This is a genomic window from Paenibacillus pinihumi DSM 23905 = JCM 16419, assembly GCF_000422505.1.
Lineage (GTDB): Bacteria > Bacillota > Bacilli > Paenibacillales > Paenibacillaceae > Paenibacillus_D > Paenibacillus_D pinihumi.
The window spans coordinates 1,242,201-1,258,500 of sequence record NZ_KE383864.1; the positions used below are offsets into that span (position 1 = coordinate 1,242,201).

Here is a 16,300-nt window from a genome sequence, read left to right on the forward strand (position 1 = left end):
GTCCCTTCTTATGTGTTGCGCACCCATCCTTTTCTGTGAGCATAGACTGCAAGCTGCGTACGGTCCTCGACCTCGCATTTCATCAGCAAATTACTGACATGCGTTTTGACCGTTTTGATTCCGATATGAAGCTCCTCGCCAATCTCCTTGTTATTGCGCCCCTCGGCAATGAGATAGAGCACTTCCTTTTCCCGTTCCGTCAGATTCTCATCCGAACCCTGTGCCGTACGCTGTCTCAACCCCCGTGTCAAAGCCTGGGATACGTCAGAAGTCATAACCGGCATTCCTTTAACCGCTCCGTTCAGCGCGTAAATCAGTTCCTCTGCGGATACAGTCTTGAGCACATAGCTGACTGCTCCGGCTTCAACCGCGGCAACAACCTTCTCATCCTCCAGAAAGCTCGTCAGCATGACGATTTTCAGCTCCGGATACTGTGCAATCATTGCTCTCGTCGTCTCTACCCCATCCATGACCGGCATCATAAGATCCATAAGTACGACCTGCGGACGCTGTTCCTCCGGACAATCAGCCAGCCATTTAAGCGCTTCCTGTCCGTTCGAAGCTTCCCCAACCACATCAAAGCGGGGCTCCAGCATCAAATACGTCCGAAGTCCCGCTCTGACCATATCATGATCATCTACGATTAAGATTTTAGATTGCTCATTCTGGCTCATGCAAACTCTCCTCTTTGCGGGCTAATTTGGGTATTGTCACGCGTACCTTCGTTCCTCCGCCCGGCTTGCTAATAATCTCGGCGTCTCCTCCGAGCCGCTGTGCTCTTTCTCTCATCGTTGATAGCCCGTAAGACCCCCGCTCTACCTGATCCGGCCGGAAACCTGCACCATCATCCTGGAGGTTGAGAATGAACTGGCGTTCTGTCTCTGTAATGGTCAAAGTAGCTGTGTCGGCCTCGGCATGCTTAACGATGTTCGCCATCCCCTCCTGGATAATCAGAAAAAACTGATGCTCCTTTGCCTCTGACAGCTGCTCTTTAAGTTGCCATTCCAAAACGCCTTGAAGGCCGTTTTGCCGGCAGTAATCCGGAAACCACTTGTCGAGAGCTTGTTGTAATGAACGTCCCTCCAGTTCCAAAGGACGGAGCTTGGCAATGAGGCCGCGCATCTGCTTCTGGGCCATTGAAGACATATGGATAAGCTGGTTCATGACTTCTCCGGCCCTATCCGGATTTAACTCCAGCAGTTTGGGAAGCGAGGAAGCGGACATATGAATGGCAAATAGCTGCTGACTGACCGTATCGTGCAAATCACGACCCAGCCGCTTGCGTTCTTCCATTACGGCTGCTTCGACTGAAGCCGCCCCTTGCATCACCTGCTCCTCCCCCACCTGCTGAATAAGCTGCAGCCTCTCTTCCATCGCAGCAACCATGACATTAAATTCCCGGTAGGCTGAAACGAAGGAGCTTGCCTGATCCTCCGGCAGCCGAACGGCCAGATTGCCATTAGCCGCCTGCTTGAGCGCCACATGAAGCGTATCGATATGCCTGTGGACACGCTGGGCGGCCCAGTAGCCCGCTCCGATATTCAAAGGCAAAATAAGCAGGATGGAGATGAGGTGCTGGTCACTGGCCTTGATTGTATCCGGCAGCCAGTAGGGCAGCCCGTTAAAAAGGAACAATGATACTCCCGCTGTTATGATAAAGAAAAGAATGAGCTCCCATTTGGAGCTCCTCAATAGACGGACAACCACGAATCTTCTCACCCCACCTTAGTCGCAGTGACATCTCCGATAAAGCTGCTGACGACCAGCCGGATTTTTTTATCACACTCTTCATAAGCTGGACTGTATACATTGCTGCTGCGGAACATGCCGCCGTCTTTACGATCCATTACCCGTGTGTCCCCGATAAATGTGCTGGTCACAACATTAATTCCTACATCGTAGTCGTTCGGCAGAAAAATTTTCACATCTCCGATAAACGAGGAAATATTCAGCCTCGTCTCCCCATAAGGAATTTGAGCTTTGGTCAGGTCAATTACGGTATCTCCGATGAAATGGGAGATATTCATCGGACGGAGCTCAAAGTAATCAGAGCCAACGTACACATCTCCGATGAAGCCGGAGCGGTTCTGCGCTCCCGGATCAGAGTTCCACCACTCGGTGCGTCCATGATGCTGATGGTGGTCATGATGGTGATATTTTTTATAATTTTTAAATTCTTTTTTGTAATGCTTATACTTTTCTTTGTAAGACTTATAATCATTCTTGTTCGGTTCTTCGTTATAAGGCTCATAAAACTCCTGCTGCGCGGAAGTATCCGCACCCGGCCTGGTCGGATCAGGATGAAGCGGCGGCGCCGGAGGAATCGGCGAATGCTTCGGATAGGATTGCCAGTCATCTTTTTCTTCAGGCTTACCATGGCGTTTAGGCTTGAAGATCATTTTCAGTCCAAATAAAATGACGACAACCGGAATCGCATAACGGATCAAATCCCCGATTGAGAAATAGTTATAGCCGAAGTTTCTTGAAAGGAAATAAAGGCCGAGTCCAATCATGATAAGTCCCCACCATCCTGAACCGTCACGCTTGAACATACCATCGATTCCAATCAGAATTAAAATAACCGGCCAAAAGTTGGAAATGAGATGACCAATTGAAAAGCCGCCCCAGCCGAATTGTCCCATCAAAAGATTAAGCCCGACAACAACAATGACAAGTCCCCATAGGAAACGTCTAAAGAAATGACTGTTCATAAGATCTAGCCTCCATATTACTCGACTCTATATTGATTACTTGTAGTATAGCCGATAGGATGGCTTGCCTAAAACGGACGCAGGGTTGAAATTGTTCTCCGTCTCCAGACGGAGAAGCTGTAAATCGTATCCTTTTAGCCCTCAACCACGCTCTTGCCAAGCTGCCCTTCCATCATCATCACAGCTTGCCCCGACAGCAGCACCCGCTCTCCCGCAAGCTCTGTACGGATGAATCCGCCTCTGGAAGAAGCCTGATAACCTGTCAGTACCGGCTTGCGCAGTCTCTTGCTCCAATAAGGTGCGAGCGCACAATGCGATGATCCCGTGACCGGGTCCTCGTCAACTCCAATCGCCGGAAAGAAAGCCCGTGAGACAAAATCATAACCGCATTCCGGGCTTGCTTTCGCGGTGATGATGACCCCTCTCGTATCCAGACTTCGCAATAGCAAAAAATCCGGCTGAAGCTCCCGCACCGTCTGCTCACAGTCTACTTCCACAATATAATCCATCCGGTTCCTGCCTGTGTATCGTGGAATCAACCCAAGCCCCTGAATCAGTGCTTCAGGTGCTTGAGCTGGTATCGGCGCCTCTGCCGGAAAGTCCATCTTTATCCAGCCTTCGGCTTCATCTGAATCTTGAAACACAGTCAACACTCCGCTTCTTGTATGGAAGACGGCCGGCTTGTCCTTACCAAGCCTTCCTGTATGCCACAGCACGAAAGCTGCCGCAAGTGTGGCATGTCCGCACAAATTAACTTCGGAGATTGGCGTAAACCAGCGCAGCACAAACCCGCCTTCTGTCTCTGTAACGAAGGCCGTTTCAGACAAATTTATTTCTGCAGCCATCTTTTGCATCCACTGTTCATCCGCCTGCTCAAGCAATAGACAGACCGCAGCGGGATTGCCGCAAAAAGCGGCAGAAGTAAACGCATCCACAAAATAAACCGGAATCAATGTATATTTCAGCCCCTTTATATTATCTATCAGAAATCCTTTTTTTGGAATGCCTTTCATTATAGAACAGACCTGCCCAAATGAAAAGGGGCCAAGTCCAAAGACTCGGCCCCTTCCAGTTGCAGGTAAAAACTTCATTATTTATTTACATTCTCAGTAGCTGCATTTGCAGCTGCTTTGTTAGCAGTGCTTTGTTGTTGATTTGCCTCTTCTGCAAATTCAGCATTATATTGATTGTTGTTTGCGTTGTTCAATTTGTTGTTTTTGTTTTTAGCCATTATTCATTCACCTCCCCTTCCTTAACTAGTATGGAAGGACGGGGAGGCTTTTATGTAACAACAAAGATACAATATATGGGGATTAGGTCCAATGCTTTAACCGTTCACGACTTCGATGAATACGTGCCTTGACTGTTCCAAGCGGTAAATTCATTGCATCTGCAATTTCCTGATCTTTAAACCCGTAATAAAATTTATACAGCATCATCGTTCTGGAACGAGGGTCCAGTGCTCCCAAAAGCTCAGAAATTTCCAACATTAGCTCCGCCTCAGTTGGGGAAGATGATGAGGGTTCCTGAGGTTCAAACCACCCTGTGGATGACTTGCCATAACGGCGGTTCACATTATAAGCTACATTTGCTGTAATGGTCTTGGCCCACGCGGTCAGCTTGCTCTCTTCTCTGAGCGTTTCCTGCTTCGACAATATGCGCACCCACGCCTCTTGCACAACATCATGGGTATCCGACTTGTTACGGACCTTGGAATAAGCCACACGCATCATCTGATTATACAGTTCGCGCAGCAAAATCTCGTATTGTTCAAGTTCCGTGCCCTTCGGATCATGACTTTGAGACAACCATTTCTTCATCTCTACCGCCTCACAGCTGATAACGTTTACAATTCAATATAAATTATACCACAAAAAACCAGAAAAAAAAAGAAGATTTGTCGTTATTTGTACGGACTTTTTGAGCGACAATCTTCTATAGTTACTTTGACATCGTAATCGTTTCAACCAAACCCGTCAACTGGCAAACATCGACTGCGGGATACGCTGCTCTGCTTTTACAACCTTGTTGATCTGCTGAAGCCAGGCTTCCGTCATTTTTCCATTTCCTTGATGGATAACTAGCACTTCAACGGAACGCTTGCCCCATTCTCTATAAACCTGCTTTATCGTTTCAAAATAGAGATCGATTTTGTGTCCCTTAATAGCTGATCCGGTATCCGCAACGACTCCATAACCGTAGCCGGGAATATACAAAATGCTGCCTATCGGGAATACTTTGGGATCGGCTGCAATGGTGGATACATAATCACGTCTTACTTTGACTCCGCTATAGGTAATGCCGTACTGAGGATGTCCCGGTTTTTTGCCCGTTGATTCAACTCCGGCAGTATAACCGGTAGCAACAACCTCAACTGTCTCCACATTGCCATGATCAGGGTTATTGTCATAGGGCAGCAGCTTCCCATCCAATGAAGCCATCACTTCAGAAGGCTGAACTGTAATGAGCCACGCCGCAAGCAGCAACAGGTGCATACTTTTCAGTGCTCGAATTCTCATGCTTCTCATTCTGGAGAGTCCCCCCTGTACAGAAGGTTCCCCCCAGAAGAGCACAATTATACCGCCAAATTAAATCTCTTTGTTGGTAATTTCCTTTTGCAACAGCTCGGCCAGTTCGTCTACCGGTTTGGAACCGATATCCCCTTCGCCCCGTTTGCGGATGGATACGGAGCCGCTATTCGCTTCATTTTCACCGACAATCAGCATATACGGCACCTTCTCCAGCTGTGCTTCCCGAATTTTGTAGCCAAGCTTCTCATTGCGCAGATCGGTTTCCACACGAATGCCTGCAGCTTGAAGCTTTTCTTCAACTTGCTTCACATAGTCCACATAAGCAAGCGATACCGGAATGACGCGTGCCTGAACCGGAGACAGCCACAGCGGCAGAGCGCCTGCGAAGTTTTCCAGCAGGAATGCAGTCATCCGCTCCATCGTGCTGATGATACCGCGGTGAATAACGACCGGACGGTGTTTTTTGCCGTCATCTCCGACATATTCTAATTCAAAACGCTCTGGCAAAAGGAAATCCAGTTGTGCAGTTGACAGCGTTTCTTCTTTGCCGAGCGCTGTCTTGATCTGTACGTCCAGCTTCGGTCCATAGAACGCGGCTTCGCCTTCCGCTTCGAAGAACGGCAATCCGAGCTCTTCGACAACCTCGCGAAGCATTCTTTGAGACATTTCCCACATCTCATCATTTTGGAAGTATTTCTCTGTATCCTTAGGATCACGGTAGGACAGGCGGAAACGGTATTCCTTGATGCCGAAATCCTCATATACTTTGCGGATCAACTGGATTACGCGGGAGAATTCCTCCTTGATCTGATCCGGACGGCAGAAGATATGGGCATCATTGAGTGTCATGGCACGCACACGGTGAAGTCCGGTCAGTGCTCCAGACATTTCGTAACGGTGCATCGTTCCAAGCTCAGCAATACGGATGGGCAGATCCCGGTAGCTGCGCATGTCGCTCTTGTATACCATCATATGGTGTGGACAGTTCATCGGACGAAGCACAAGCTCCTCATTGTCCATCTCCATTTTAGGGAACATATCCTCGGAGTAGTGCTCCCAGTGACCGGAAATTTTGTACAGTTCGACGTTTGCCAGTACAGGTGTGTAGACATGGTCGTAGCCGAGTTTTTCCTCCAGATCCACGATGTAGCGCTCCATAGTGCGGCGCAGTTTGGCACCGTTAGGCAGCCAGAGCGGGAGACCTTGCCCTACTTCGCGGGAGAAGGTAAACATTTTCAGCTCGCGTCCGAGCTTTCTGTGGTCACGCTTCTTTGCTTCCTCCAGGAAATGCAGATGCTCATCGAGCTGCGCTTTTTTCGGGAAAGCTGTACCGTAAATCCGCTGCAGCATCTTGTTCTTGGAATCGCCTCTCCAGTAAGCGCCGGCAACGCTCAGCAGCTTGAATGCTTTAATTCGTCCTATGGACGGCAAATGCGGACCGCGGCAGAGATCAAAAAATTCGCCTTGATCATAGATTGTCAGAACCGAAGATTCTGGCAAATCACGGATCAGTTCCAGCTTAAGCGGGTCCTCCAGCTCTGTATAAATCGCGAGCGCTTCGTCACGGCTGACAATTCTGCGGCGGATATCCAGGTTCTCCTTGGTGATTTTGTCCATTTCCTTCTCGATCTTCGCCAGATCATCAGGAGTCAGCGACTGCTCCATATCGATGTCGTAGTAGAAGCCATCTTCAATGACCGGACCGATTCCGAGCTTGACGGTCTTCTCTCCGTAGATGCGTTTGATTGCCTGGGCCATCAAGTGAGCGGTGCTGTGGCGGTAAACCTCCAGTCCGTCTTCTGAATCCAGGGTTACGATCTCAACCTTGCCCTGATCTTCAATTGGTGTATACAGATCAACCACCTTGCCGTTGATTTTCCCGGCAATCGCGTTTTTCTTCAGACCGGAACTGATGGATGCAGCAACATCCTCAATTGTTGCACCTGCCTCATATTCGCGGACTGCGCCATCGGGCAGTGTAATTTGAATTGACATTTTTATAATCCTCCCTGTGTGCAAATGCAAAAAAGCCCCCGCCCCGTAAAGGGACGAGCGCTTGAATACTCTCGTGGTTCCACCCTCATTCGATACAAAAGAACCTTGAAGCAGCTTTTGTACCCTTGAGCCATCCATTAACGGAGATGAACCGTTACAGCTTACCCACTCTATCCAGGAGCTTCAGCCGTACAGCTACAAAGGGGTAGCGTTCTGCCGTGTCATCGGGGGGAAATCGCAGCCAAGTTTCCTCTCTCTGAGCCGTGTCTCCGGCAAGCCATGTCTTTGTCCATGCTGTTGCAAGTCTCACACTAAAGTGCAGACATTTTATGCTTTAATTATACTTGGCTGCTTTCCATCAAGTCAATAGCGGGATGTCAGATTTCACTGCGGTACGGGGCTTCTCCGGTCATTGGGCTGGCGGCCGCATCCATTTGCTCAAAGAATCTGCTGCAGTTGCCACAACCGCTGCACACCTGCACCCTGTCCCCGAAAATCGACTCAATCGTACGAATGACTTGCTGGTCGGAGCAACGGGTATGAATAAGGATTTGTCTCGGTGAAGCGGCGATCAGGGAACTGACCACCCGATCCTCCACATTCATCTCAGCCTCCAGCATATCCGCTACAATGCGGTCGGAATGACGATACTCGAGGGGAAGCAGCTGAGAATTGCACAACTGGAACTGGCCGTCATCCATCTGAAAAAGATGGACCACACTCGTTTTCGTATCCTGCATCCCGACAAAATACCGAAGCAGCGAAATAAAATCCTGATATTGCTTCTCCATGACATACTCGTCGACCGCGTACTCGACGGTTTCTCTAAGTGTATTCCAATAAGCCGAAAGACGGAACGTAATGAATCCATGCACATGAACGGTCTTGTTTAAGGTCAGAAATGCGCTGATTTCCTCAGATATTTTGCTATGACGCTTGCGCCAGTCAGCAAGCTGCTCATCACCGATAGACAGCGGCTCACGATGCTCACCGTACAGAAGCTCCCTGCCGATACGCTCAATTTTTTGAAGCTCAGCCGCATCCGCATAGCCGGATTCCTTTTGCATCAAGGTGCGCAGGAGCGCAGGCTCCAGCTCATACAAAATGAAGTCGGCGATGCCTTCGGCCGCCTGGCGGATGACATCGGCTCTTGCCAGCGGCGGCGAGGATATCCCGGGCAGCTCAAAGCAGCTTATACGGCCTTGCCCGGCATCAATGTCCCATTTCAAAACATCCGATCCTGCAGCCATATGTAATGGTGCGAAAGCTTCGCTTAAATAACGGGACAGCTTCCAAACCTCCTGCTCATTGGAGGGCAGCAGGCAAACCGTAAAAAGTTCCATATCCACACACTCCCCTTCTTCATACTTAAGTTTATGTTCCGGGGATGCGGGATATACGATGAAGGATGTGGCAGCGGGAAGGGAGTTATTGCAATTAACATATTTTTTAAGATAATATAGTTTTTCAAGAGGAAATCAGACAAATTGTAACGCAAATGAGAATCAATCGATACTGTCCTAAAATTTGAAATTTGAATATAGAAGGAGGACATTAAAGTGAGACTGTGATAAATCCAGTAGAAAGCATACCGTCCACAAAGTGTTTGATGTGATGAAGCACCGGCTTTGAGAAGTACAGCGAAAGTTTGCTCCATTTAACCAAATAAAGGGTTAGTGAGGCATGGATATATTTTATCATATAGATAATGCCTTATTTTACTTCAAATGTAAAATCGTCAATCGTGACAGCATCCATTAATTTATTTAACCGGAGTGATGGTCTATGTTAATTAGAGTTGCTATTCTTCTGACTTTATGTAGTATGCTTCTTATCTCTTGTTCGGTTTCTAAGGAGACAATAGAGAGCCAATCTTTACAATACCCAATGTCAGTAAATGTATCTCTCTATCGGAGTGACTCGATAAAGCCGCAGCCGGAACTTATAGATGTTATATCGGATGCTAAATTGCTGGAAACTGCGACTAAAGAGATACAAAATGCTGATCCTAATGCAACTATTCCTATGGCCGAAAAAATAAATTCAATTTCTTATCTCCAGTTTTCATACAAAACAGAGGGAATCAACACGAGAACGGAAGATTATATGTATGTTAGTGATATGAACGGTAACTACTTCATTAAAAGATTCAAAATGATGACGCAATACTCTTTTGACAACTATAATACGAGTGAAAAAGAGTTGCTGTTACAAAATATCGGATATAACGATTGGAAGCCTCTTTCTTCGCCATTATTAAATTTAACGAGCCCGGCGAGGTAAATCACAGACTGAAGTATTTACAAGGTTGATAGTAAATACAAACCTCTATATAATCGAAACCCTTCTCATAACCAAAAACCTCATATATTTTCAATACATGAAGATTCATTTGTTGTTCTTCGAACTTATAAGCGTCCTTCTCAGAAGGTAACCTTAAATAATTTTCAAAATTTACATCAACATTCAGTATTTTTGGTTCGCTTTCATATCGATGATTGGCAGCACTTTATTTTCCTGTAATCAACACCTCTTTGCCTGACATCAGACAAAAAAACTTGTCTATTATTTAATAATAGACAAGCCTTATAGTTACTACCCTGAAAGTCGAGTATGCCTAGTATTCCTTAGTTCTGCATCACAAAATCCTGCTCCACACTATCACTTTCGTGATACGTCTTCAGAATCTCATAGCGCGTGTTGCGCTGTGCAGGAACTTTACCCGCTTCGCGGATAAGCTTGAGAATCAGTTCAATGTTGACCTTATGCGTCGTTCCCGCCGCGGATACAACATTCTCCTCAATCATCGTACTGCCGAAATCATTACAGCCGTAAGACAGCGACAGCTTGCCAACCTCAGGTCCCATTGTGACCCAGGAGGATTGGAAGTTAGAGACATTATCCAAGGTTATCCGGCTGATCGCGAGCGTCTTGAGGTATTCCTCCGGCGTAGCCTTCTCCCGCTTCATATTCGTGTTATCCGGCTGGAACGTCCATGGAATGAAAGCAAGGAAGCCCTTGGAGTTATATCCGTTTGCGATACACTCGTCCTGCGCATCACGCACGCGGTGCAGGTGAAGCGCCCGCTCCTCCATCTCCTCTCCGAAGCCGATAACCATCGTTGCTGTCGTATTCATGCCAATCTTGTGGGCGATCTTCATGACGTCCATCCAGTCCGTCCAGGAGCCCTTCAGACGGCTGATTTTACGGCGCGTACGGTCATCCAGAATCTCTGCTCCGCCTCCAGGCAGCGAGTCGAGCCCGGCCTCATGGATTTGGCGGATGATTTCCTCCAGCGACAGTCCGTCAGACACTTCCTTCATCTTATGAATCTCCGCAGGAGAGAAGGAGTGCATTGTAATATTCGGGAACCGCTGCTTGATTCCGCGCAGCAGGTCTGTATAATAAGAAAACTTCAGGTTCGGGTTCGTGCCGCCCTGCATCAGAATTTCCGTTCCGCCTACATCGATGGTTTCCTGAATTTTGTTGAAAATCACTTCATCCGGCAGCACATAGCCTTCAGGCGAGCCGGGTTTGCGGTAAAAGGCACAAAAACGGCAGTATACGTCGCACACATTCGTATAGTTTACATTCCGTCCGACGACGAACGTCGTAATCGGGTCCGGATGATGCTTCAGCATAATCTGGTTGGCCACATGGCCCATCTTTTCAATCTGGTCCGATTCAAACAGGGTGGTTGTGTCTTCCAATGTCAGCCTTTGGCCTTGCAGCGCTTTATCTAATATACCGTCAACGGTCATTTGTACAGCACTCCTTTCCTTCAATACAGCTCTTACATATTATAAAGATAAGTCAAATCATTCGGCTCTTTCTTGTTTCTGCCAAGCGGGCTGGCGGAGAGATGAAGGGTTTCTGGAGAAACGGCAGCGTTTGCCTTTAAGGACCGGTTTCTTACCTATGAAATCTTAATTGAAAGAAACCGGTCTTTAACAGCAATCGGAAGAAACCCTTCGTCTCGCAGCCTTTTGCCTGAAATCAGCATTAAAAAAAGCCGAAAGTATAATTGACGTTTGCTTAATAACCCATAAAATCAGTGTAACACAAATGGCGAATCCCCGTCACGCGCAGGGATTCGCCATTTAAAGCCTAGGAGCGCAAGGATTGCGCCAAATCATGAATAAGATCGTCGATATCTTCAAGTCCCACGGAATACCGCAGCAGACCGTCGGTAATCCCCCGTTCATGGCGTACTTCCTTCGGCATTGCAGCATGCGACATCATCGCCGGATAAGAGAGTATGCTCTCCACCGCACCCAGGCTGACGGCAACGATCGGAATCTTGACCTTGCTCAGCACTTCCTTGGCGCGTTCTCCGCTTCCGACGTCAAAGGATACAACCGCACCATAGCCGCGGGACTGCTTCTCATGGATTTCCCGTCCCGGATGATCATCCAGTCCAGGGTAGAACACCTGGCTGATTTCCGGCTGCTGGACGAGCCAGTGGGCAAGCTTATGCGCGCTCTGTTCGCTATGTGCCATACGGGCTTGCAGTGTCTTCATTCCGCGCATCAGCAGCCATGAATCCTGTGGTCCAAGCACAGTACCCAGCCCGTTCTGAAGCTGCTTCACACGGCGGCCCAGAGTGTCGTCCGCTGTTACGATCAGTCCCGCCAGCACATCACTATGCCCGCTAAGGAACTTGGTAGCGCTATGCAGCACCAGATCAACACCCAGCTCAATCGGCCGCTGATGGTAAGGGGTCATGAAAGTATTATCCAGCATGGTCAGCAGCCCATGCTCCTTCGCCCAGGCTGTGACGGCGCCAATATCCGTAATTTTCAATGTCGGGTTGGATGGCGTCTCCATCAGCACCGCTTTTGTGTTTGGCTTGAGCGCTGCCTTCACAGCGTCCAGATCGGTCATATCCACAAAGGTAGTCTCGATATTAAGCCGGTTCAGCACAGTCGTCAGCAAACGGTAAGTTCCCCCGTAGACGTCCTCTGTGACGATGACATGATCGCCTGCGGAAAGCAGCAGGAACGCTGTCGAAATAGCAGCCATACCGGAAGCAAAAGCAAATCCGCGCGTGCCGCCTTCGATCAAGGCAATATAGTCTTCCAGCGCTTGTCTGGTCGGGTTGCCGGAGCGGCTGTAATCAAACTCCGGCGGATTGAAAATATCTTCATGATGGAAGGTTGAAGCCTGATAGATCGGCACGCTGGAAGCGCCCGTCGCCTTATCGATTTCTCCTCCGAAATGGATCAGATTGGTTGCAAATTGTCTGTCACGGCTATCTCCTGTATGGCTCATCTCCTGGTTATGCCCCCTCAATTTCACGTCTTGCTGTCTCAAACGCCTGCTCCAGATCCGCAATGAGATCGTCTACATGCTCGATGCCGACGGAGAAGCGAAGCAGACGCTCGTCCACCCCGATCTTTTGCCGGATTTCCAGCGGAATATCCGCATGTGTCTGAACAGCCGGATATGTCATCAGCGACTCTGCACCGCCCAGGCTTTCTGCAAAGGCAATCAGTTTGATATTGCACAAAATCGGCTCAACATACCTGGCATCCTTCAGGCGGAAAGAGAATATTCCGGTATTGCCGGAAGATTGCCCGTTTTGAATCTCATGGTTCGGGTGCGTCTTGAGCGCCGGGTAATAGACCTCTTCCACCGCTTCATGCTCCAGCAAATATTCAGCGATCCGTGTCGCATTGTACTGGTGACGCTCCATCCGCAACGCCAATGTCTTCATTCCGCGCATCAGCAGCCATGAATCCTGCGGTCCAAGCACAGCGCCGATCGAGTTGTGCAGGAAAGCCATCTGTTCAGAAAGCTCTGCACCTTTCGTAACGATAAGTCCGGCAAGGACGTCATTGTGACCGCCCAAATATTTGCTAGCGCTATGGATGACGATATCTGCCCCAAGCTCCAGAGGACGCTGGAAGTATGGCGTGAGCAGCGTATTATCCACGATAGTCAAAATGTTGCGGCTCTTGGCCCAGCTGCATACCCGCTTCAAATCGGTAATCATCATGAGCGGGTTGGTCGGTGTCTCAATAAGCAGCGCTTTCGTATTATCTTGCGTGGCTGCTGCAATCGCGTCCAAATCATTTGTATCCACATAGGAAGCTGTTACCCCAAAGCGGGACATGATCTGCTCCAGCAGACGGTATGTTCCACCGTACAAATCCAGGGATACCACCATATGATCTCCCTGGCTAAGCAGAGCAAAAATCGTTTGCAGTGCTGCCATGCCGGAGCTGCATGCAAAGCCCCTGTCTCCAGACTCCAAATCCGCTGCCGCCTCTTCCAGCACAGCACGGGTCGGACTTTTCGTACGCGCGTAATCAAATCCCGTACTTTCTCCCAGCTTCGGATGCCGGAATGCAGTTGCTTGATAGATCGGGAAGCTGACCGCTCCCGTAACAGGCTCCTTTTGGGAACCGATTTGCGCCAAACGGCTTTCAATTTTCATAGAATTGAAGCTCTCCTTTTTCCTTTAAAAGTTTAAATTCCGCCCCCAAGCTCGTACGGGGTTTCTTGATACACATAGTAATTCAGCCAATTGGAGAAGAGCAGGTTGGCATGGGCACGCCATGTAGACAATGGCTGTCTGGATGCATCATTGCCAGGGTAATAATTTTTCGGCACATTCACGCGCAAGCCTTTGGCAACGTCCCGGTCGTATTCGAATTTCAAGGTCGTTGGGTCGTATTCTGAATGTCCGGTGACAAAAAATTGTCTGCCGTTCTTGGAAGCTACGATATATACGCCGGCCTCCTCAGATTCGGACAAAATCTCAAGATCAGGGATTCCCTCTACATCCTCGCGTCTGAACTCGGTATGACGGGACTGTGGTACATAGAACATTTCATCAAATCCCCGCAGCAGCTTTACATTCCGCTTCTCAATCGTGTGCGGGTAGACGCCGAAGATTTTCTCGGACAAGTCATATTTTTCAACCCCGTAATGATGGTACAGTCCCGCTTGCGCGCCCCAACAAATATGGAAAGTTGACGTCACGTTGCGTGTGCTCCAGTTCATAATCTGCTGCAGCTCTTCCCAGTACGTCACCTCTTCAAAAGGCAGCTGCTCCACCGGAGCGCCGGTAATAATGAGTCCGTCGAACCGTTTGTGTTCAATTTCATCAAATGTTTTGTAAAATGTTTCTAAATGCTCTGCCGATGTGTTTTTGGACACATGGGTTTTTGGATGAATGAAGGTGACCTCAACCTGCAGCGGCGTATTGCCGATCAGGCGCAGCAGTTGTGTTTCTGTCGTCTCTTTCGTAGGCATCAAATTCAAAATCGCAATTTGAAGCGGGCGGATATCCTGATGATAAGCCTCGCTCTCGTCCATGACGAATATATTTTCATTGTTCAAAATTTCCTTCGCAGGAAGGCCGTCCGGTATTTTGATCGGCATATGCTTCACTCCCTTGTCTTGCATATTCAAATTCAATACTAACAATTTTTGGATTCAAAACCACATAAAAAAGACCCTTCTCCAATGAGAAAGGGTCGTATGGTTGTCGTCATGCGCCTCTCTCATCTCTCAGAAACATCACTGTCTCCGCAAGAATTAGCACCGTGCTTTATGCCGGTTGCCGGGCTTCATAGGGCTTTTCCCTCCGCCTGCTCTTGATAAGAAAAATGCTTAGCTATTCAGTTAGTTTTTACTGCTATTCTTAACTTTATCCTATTCCTCTATACTCGTCAAGAACCGTCTGCGTCTTTTTGCAAAATTGCGTAAAGCACCCCGCACACAAGCTGCAGCCGGGCATAGGATGTTATAAGCAAAACCTTGTATTTAGGCTTGAATGTAAAGGGATTATGGGAGTATACTAGACAAGGATTATTAGCGTGAACAGCCGCAGCTCCAACACGGAAGGCGGCCAGCTTTATACGTGTTTATCCAAATAATGAAAGAGGTGCTTTATCCGCATGGAAGGCGATGGACCGAGGCCCAGGCATAGAAGCTACAACTTCATAACCGGTACGAGACAGCTGCCCGGATTGCTGCGGCCAAATGCGCCTGGACACTCTTTCTGATTGTTAGCGCCATGGACCGCGGTTTCGCTGCGCGCTGATTTCGTACTGCTGCAATTCTGGCGGTAAGAAGGAAGCGAAAGGAGTGAGATCAGTGAAAATCCGTCTGGTTCAAAATGGCGTTTTTGAAGTTATCGATCATATTGAGGAGGCCGTAAAGCCCCCGGAACAAGGCTTTTACTGGATTGACGCTGATGTCGAGGACCTGGTCGTGCTCCAGCCCCTGTTTGGCATGCATGATCTGGCCGTTGAGGATTGCATGAACGACGAAGAGCAGCGTCCGAAAATTGAAATCCATGAAAGCCACTATTTTATTGTAATGAACAGCATCCGCTTCGATGATGAGGAAATTTTTCTGCGCGCTCTGAACATCTTCCTCGGCAGACATTATATCATTACCGTAACGAAGCAGAGAATCAACGAGCTGCGCTCCCTCAAGCCTGCGTTGCTTGAACAGGAAGTTAACCGTCCGGACTATTTTCTGTATCATCTGATGGACCTTGTCGTCGACAATTATTTTTTGGTCAGCGACCGGATTGAGGCCCGCATCGAGAAGCTGGAAGAAGATATATTGATGCATACGAAGAAGACACATTTGAATCAAATTATCGGTCTGCGCAGTGAAATTCTGTGGCTCAAAAAGGTGCTTGGCCCGCAGAAGGAAGTCATCGCGACCCTGAACAAGAAGGAACTGAAGCTCATTGATTTGAGGCTGCAAAAATATTTCGGCGACATCTTTGAGAATACGGTCAAAATCAGCGAAGCCTTCGAAACATACCGCGATCTGATGGGCAACCTGCGCGAAGCGTACCAGTCGTCGATTGCCAGCCGCGCGAACGAAATCATGCGCGTCTTTACAGCGCTGACCACAATTTTCATGCCCTTGACGTTCATTACCGGCATCTACGGAATGAACTTTGATTATATTCCCGGTCTGCATATTTACGGAGCTTCTTACATTCTGCTGGGATTTATGCTGCTGGTAGGGCTGGGGATGTTTTATATTTTCCGCAAGAAGGATTGGCTTTAAGAGACAAGGAACCGGAAGCTG

Annotated in this window: 15 protein-coding genes and 1 riboswitch; of the genes, 2 read left to right on the forward strand and 13 right to left on the reverse strand. The window is 48.4% G+C overall.

Going from position 1 to position 16,300, the window contains the following annotated elements:
- Positions 1–8: 8 nt before the first annotated feature.
- The 9 genes from H583_RS0119890 to ytxC form a co-directional block, all read right to left on the reverse strand.
- The gene (locus tag H583_RS0119890; RefSeq protein WP_028562012.1) at positions 9–674 is read right to left on the reverse strand and encodes a response regulator; all 666 of its coding nucleotides are present in this window, start codon (positions 672–674) and stop codon (positions 9–11) included.
- Positions 661–1,707, reverse strand: coding sequence for a sensor histidine kinase (locus H583_RS0119895; RefSeq protein WP_028562013.1), 1,047 nt, complete (start codon positions 1,705–1,707; stop codon positions 661–663). Before H583_RS0119895 ends, H583_RS0119890 begins: the two co-directional genes overlap by 14 nt.
- 8 nt (positions 1,708–1,715) lie before the next feature.
- Positions 1,716–2,711, reverse strand: a complete 996-nt coding sequence (gene liaF / locus H583_RS0119900; RefSeq protein WP_028562014.1) for a cell wall-active antibiotics response protein LiaF — start codon at positions 2,709–2,711, stop codon at positions 1,716–1,718.
- Positions 2,712–2,845: 134 nt separating this feature from the next.
- Positions 2,846–3,724, reverse strand: a complete 879-nt coding sequence (locus H583_RS0119905; RefSeq protein WP_081667352.1) for a PhzF family phenazine biosynthesis protein — start codon at positions 3,722–3,724, stop codon at positions 2,846–2,848.
- Between the two features lie 77 nt (positions 3,725–3,801).
- Entirely contained in the window at positions 3,802–3,942 is a 141-nt protein-coding gene (locus H583_RS36710; RefSeq protein WP_154665922.1) for a hypothetical protein, read from the reverse strand.
- An 82-nt stretch (positions 3,943–4,024) separates the two neighbouring features.
- On the reverse strand, positions 4,025–4,531 hold the full coding sequence (locus H583_RS0119915) for an RNA polymerase sigma factor (RefSeq protein ID WP_028562016.1): 507 nt from the start codon (positions 4,529–4,531) through the stop codon (positions 4,025–4,027).
- A gap of 156 nt (positions 4,532–4,687) precedes the next feature.
- The gene (locus tag H583_RS33575; RefSeq protein WP_051236725.1) at positions 4,688–5,152 is read right to left on the reverse strand and encodes a 3D domain-containing protein; all 465 of its coding nucleotides are present in this window, start codon (positions 5,150–5,152) and stop codon (positions 4,688–4,690) included.
- Between the two features lie 147 nt (positions 5,153–5,299).
- A complete protein-coding gene (gene thrS, locus H583_RS0119925; protein WP_028562017.1) occupies positions 5,300–7,237 on the reverse strand; it encodes a threonine--tRNA ligase in 1,938 nt (645 codons plus the stop codon).
- A gap of 377 nt (positions 7,238–7,614) precedes the next feature.
- Positions 7,615–8,580, reverse strand: coding sequence for a putative sporulation protein YtxC (gene ytxC, locus H583_RS33580; protein ID WP_051236673.1), 966 nt, complete (start codon positions 8,578–8,580; stop codon positions 7,615–7,617).
- A 442-nt stretch (positions 8,581–9,022) separates the two neighbouring features.
- Between ytxC and H583_RS0119935 the strand changes: the two genes are divergently transcribed.
- Entirely contained in the window at positions 9,023–9,520 is a 498-nt protein-coding gene (locus H583_RS0119935) for a hypothetical protein (protein WP_154665923.1), read from the forward strand.
- A 344-nt stretch (positions 9,521–9,864) separates the two neighbouring features.
- Here H583_RS0119935 and mqnC read toward each other — a convergent pair whose 3' ends face one another.
- From mqnC to metA, 4 genes are all read right to left on the reverse strand, one after another.
- On the reverse strand, positions 9,865–10,998 hold the full coding sequence (gene mqnC, locus H583_RS0119940; protein ID WP_028562019.1) for a cyclic dehypoxanthinyl futalosine synthase: 1,134 nt from the start codon (positions 10,996–10,998) through the stop codon (positions 9,865–9,867).
- Positions 10,999–11,344: 346 nt separating this feature from the next.
- Positions 11,345–12,508: an aminotransferase class V-fold PLP-dependent enzyme gene (locus tag H583_RS0119945; RefSeq protein ID WP_028562020.1), complete on the reverse strand. Its 1,164-nt coding sequence runs from the start codon at positions 12,506–12,508 to the stop codon at positions 11,345–11,347.
- A 7-nt stretch (positions 12,509–12,515) separates the two neighbouring features.
- Complete coding sequence (locus tag H583_RS0119950; RefSeq protein ID WP_028562021.1) at positions 12,516–13,676, reverse strand: aminotransferase class I/II-fold pyridoxal phosphate-dependent enzyme; 1,161 nt, start codon at positions 13,674–13,676, stop codon at positions 12,516–12,518.
- A 32-nt stretch (positions 13,677–13,708) separates the two neighbouring features.
- Positions 13,709–14,626, reverse strand: a complete 918-nt coding sequence (metA, locus tag H583_RS0119955; protein ID WP_028562022.1) for a homoserine O-acetyltransferase MetA — start codon at positions 14,624–14,626, stop codon at positions 13,709–13,711.
- A 119-nt stretch (positions 14,627–14,745) separates the two neighbouring features.
- Positions 14,746–14,851, reverse strand: a riboswitch (SAM riboswitch).
- A 492-nt stretch (positions 14,852–15,343) separates the two neighbouring features.
- Here metA and corA point away from each other — a divergent pair.
- Positions 15,344–16,279 carry a magnesium/cobalt transporter CorA gene (gene corA, locus H583_RS0119960; protein ID WP_028562023.1) on the forward strand — a complete coding sequence of 312 codons (936 nt, stop codon included), beginning with the start codon at positions 15,344–15,346 and terminating at the stop codon, positions 16,277–16,279.
- The last annotated feature ends 21 nt before the right edge of the window (positions 16,280–16,300 follow it).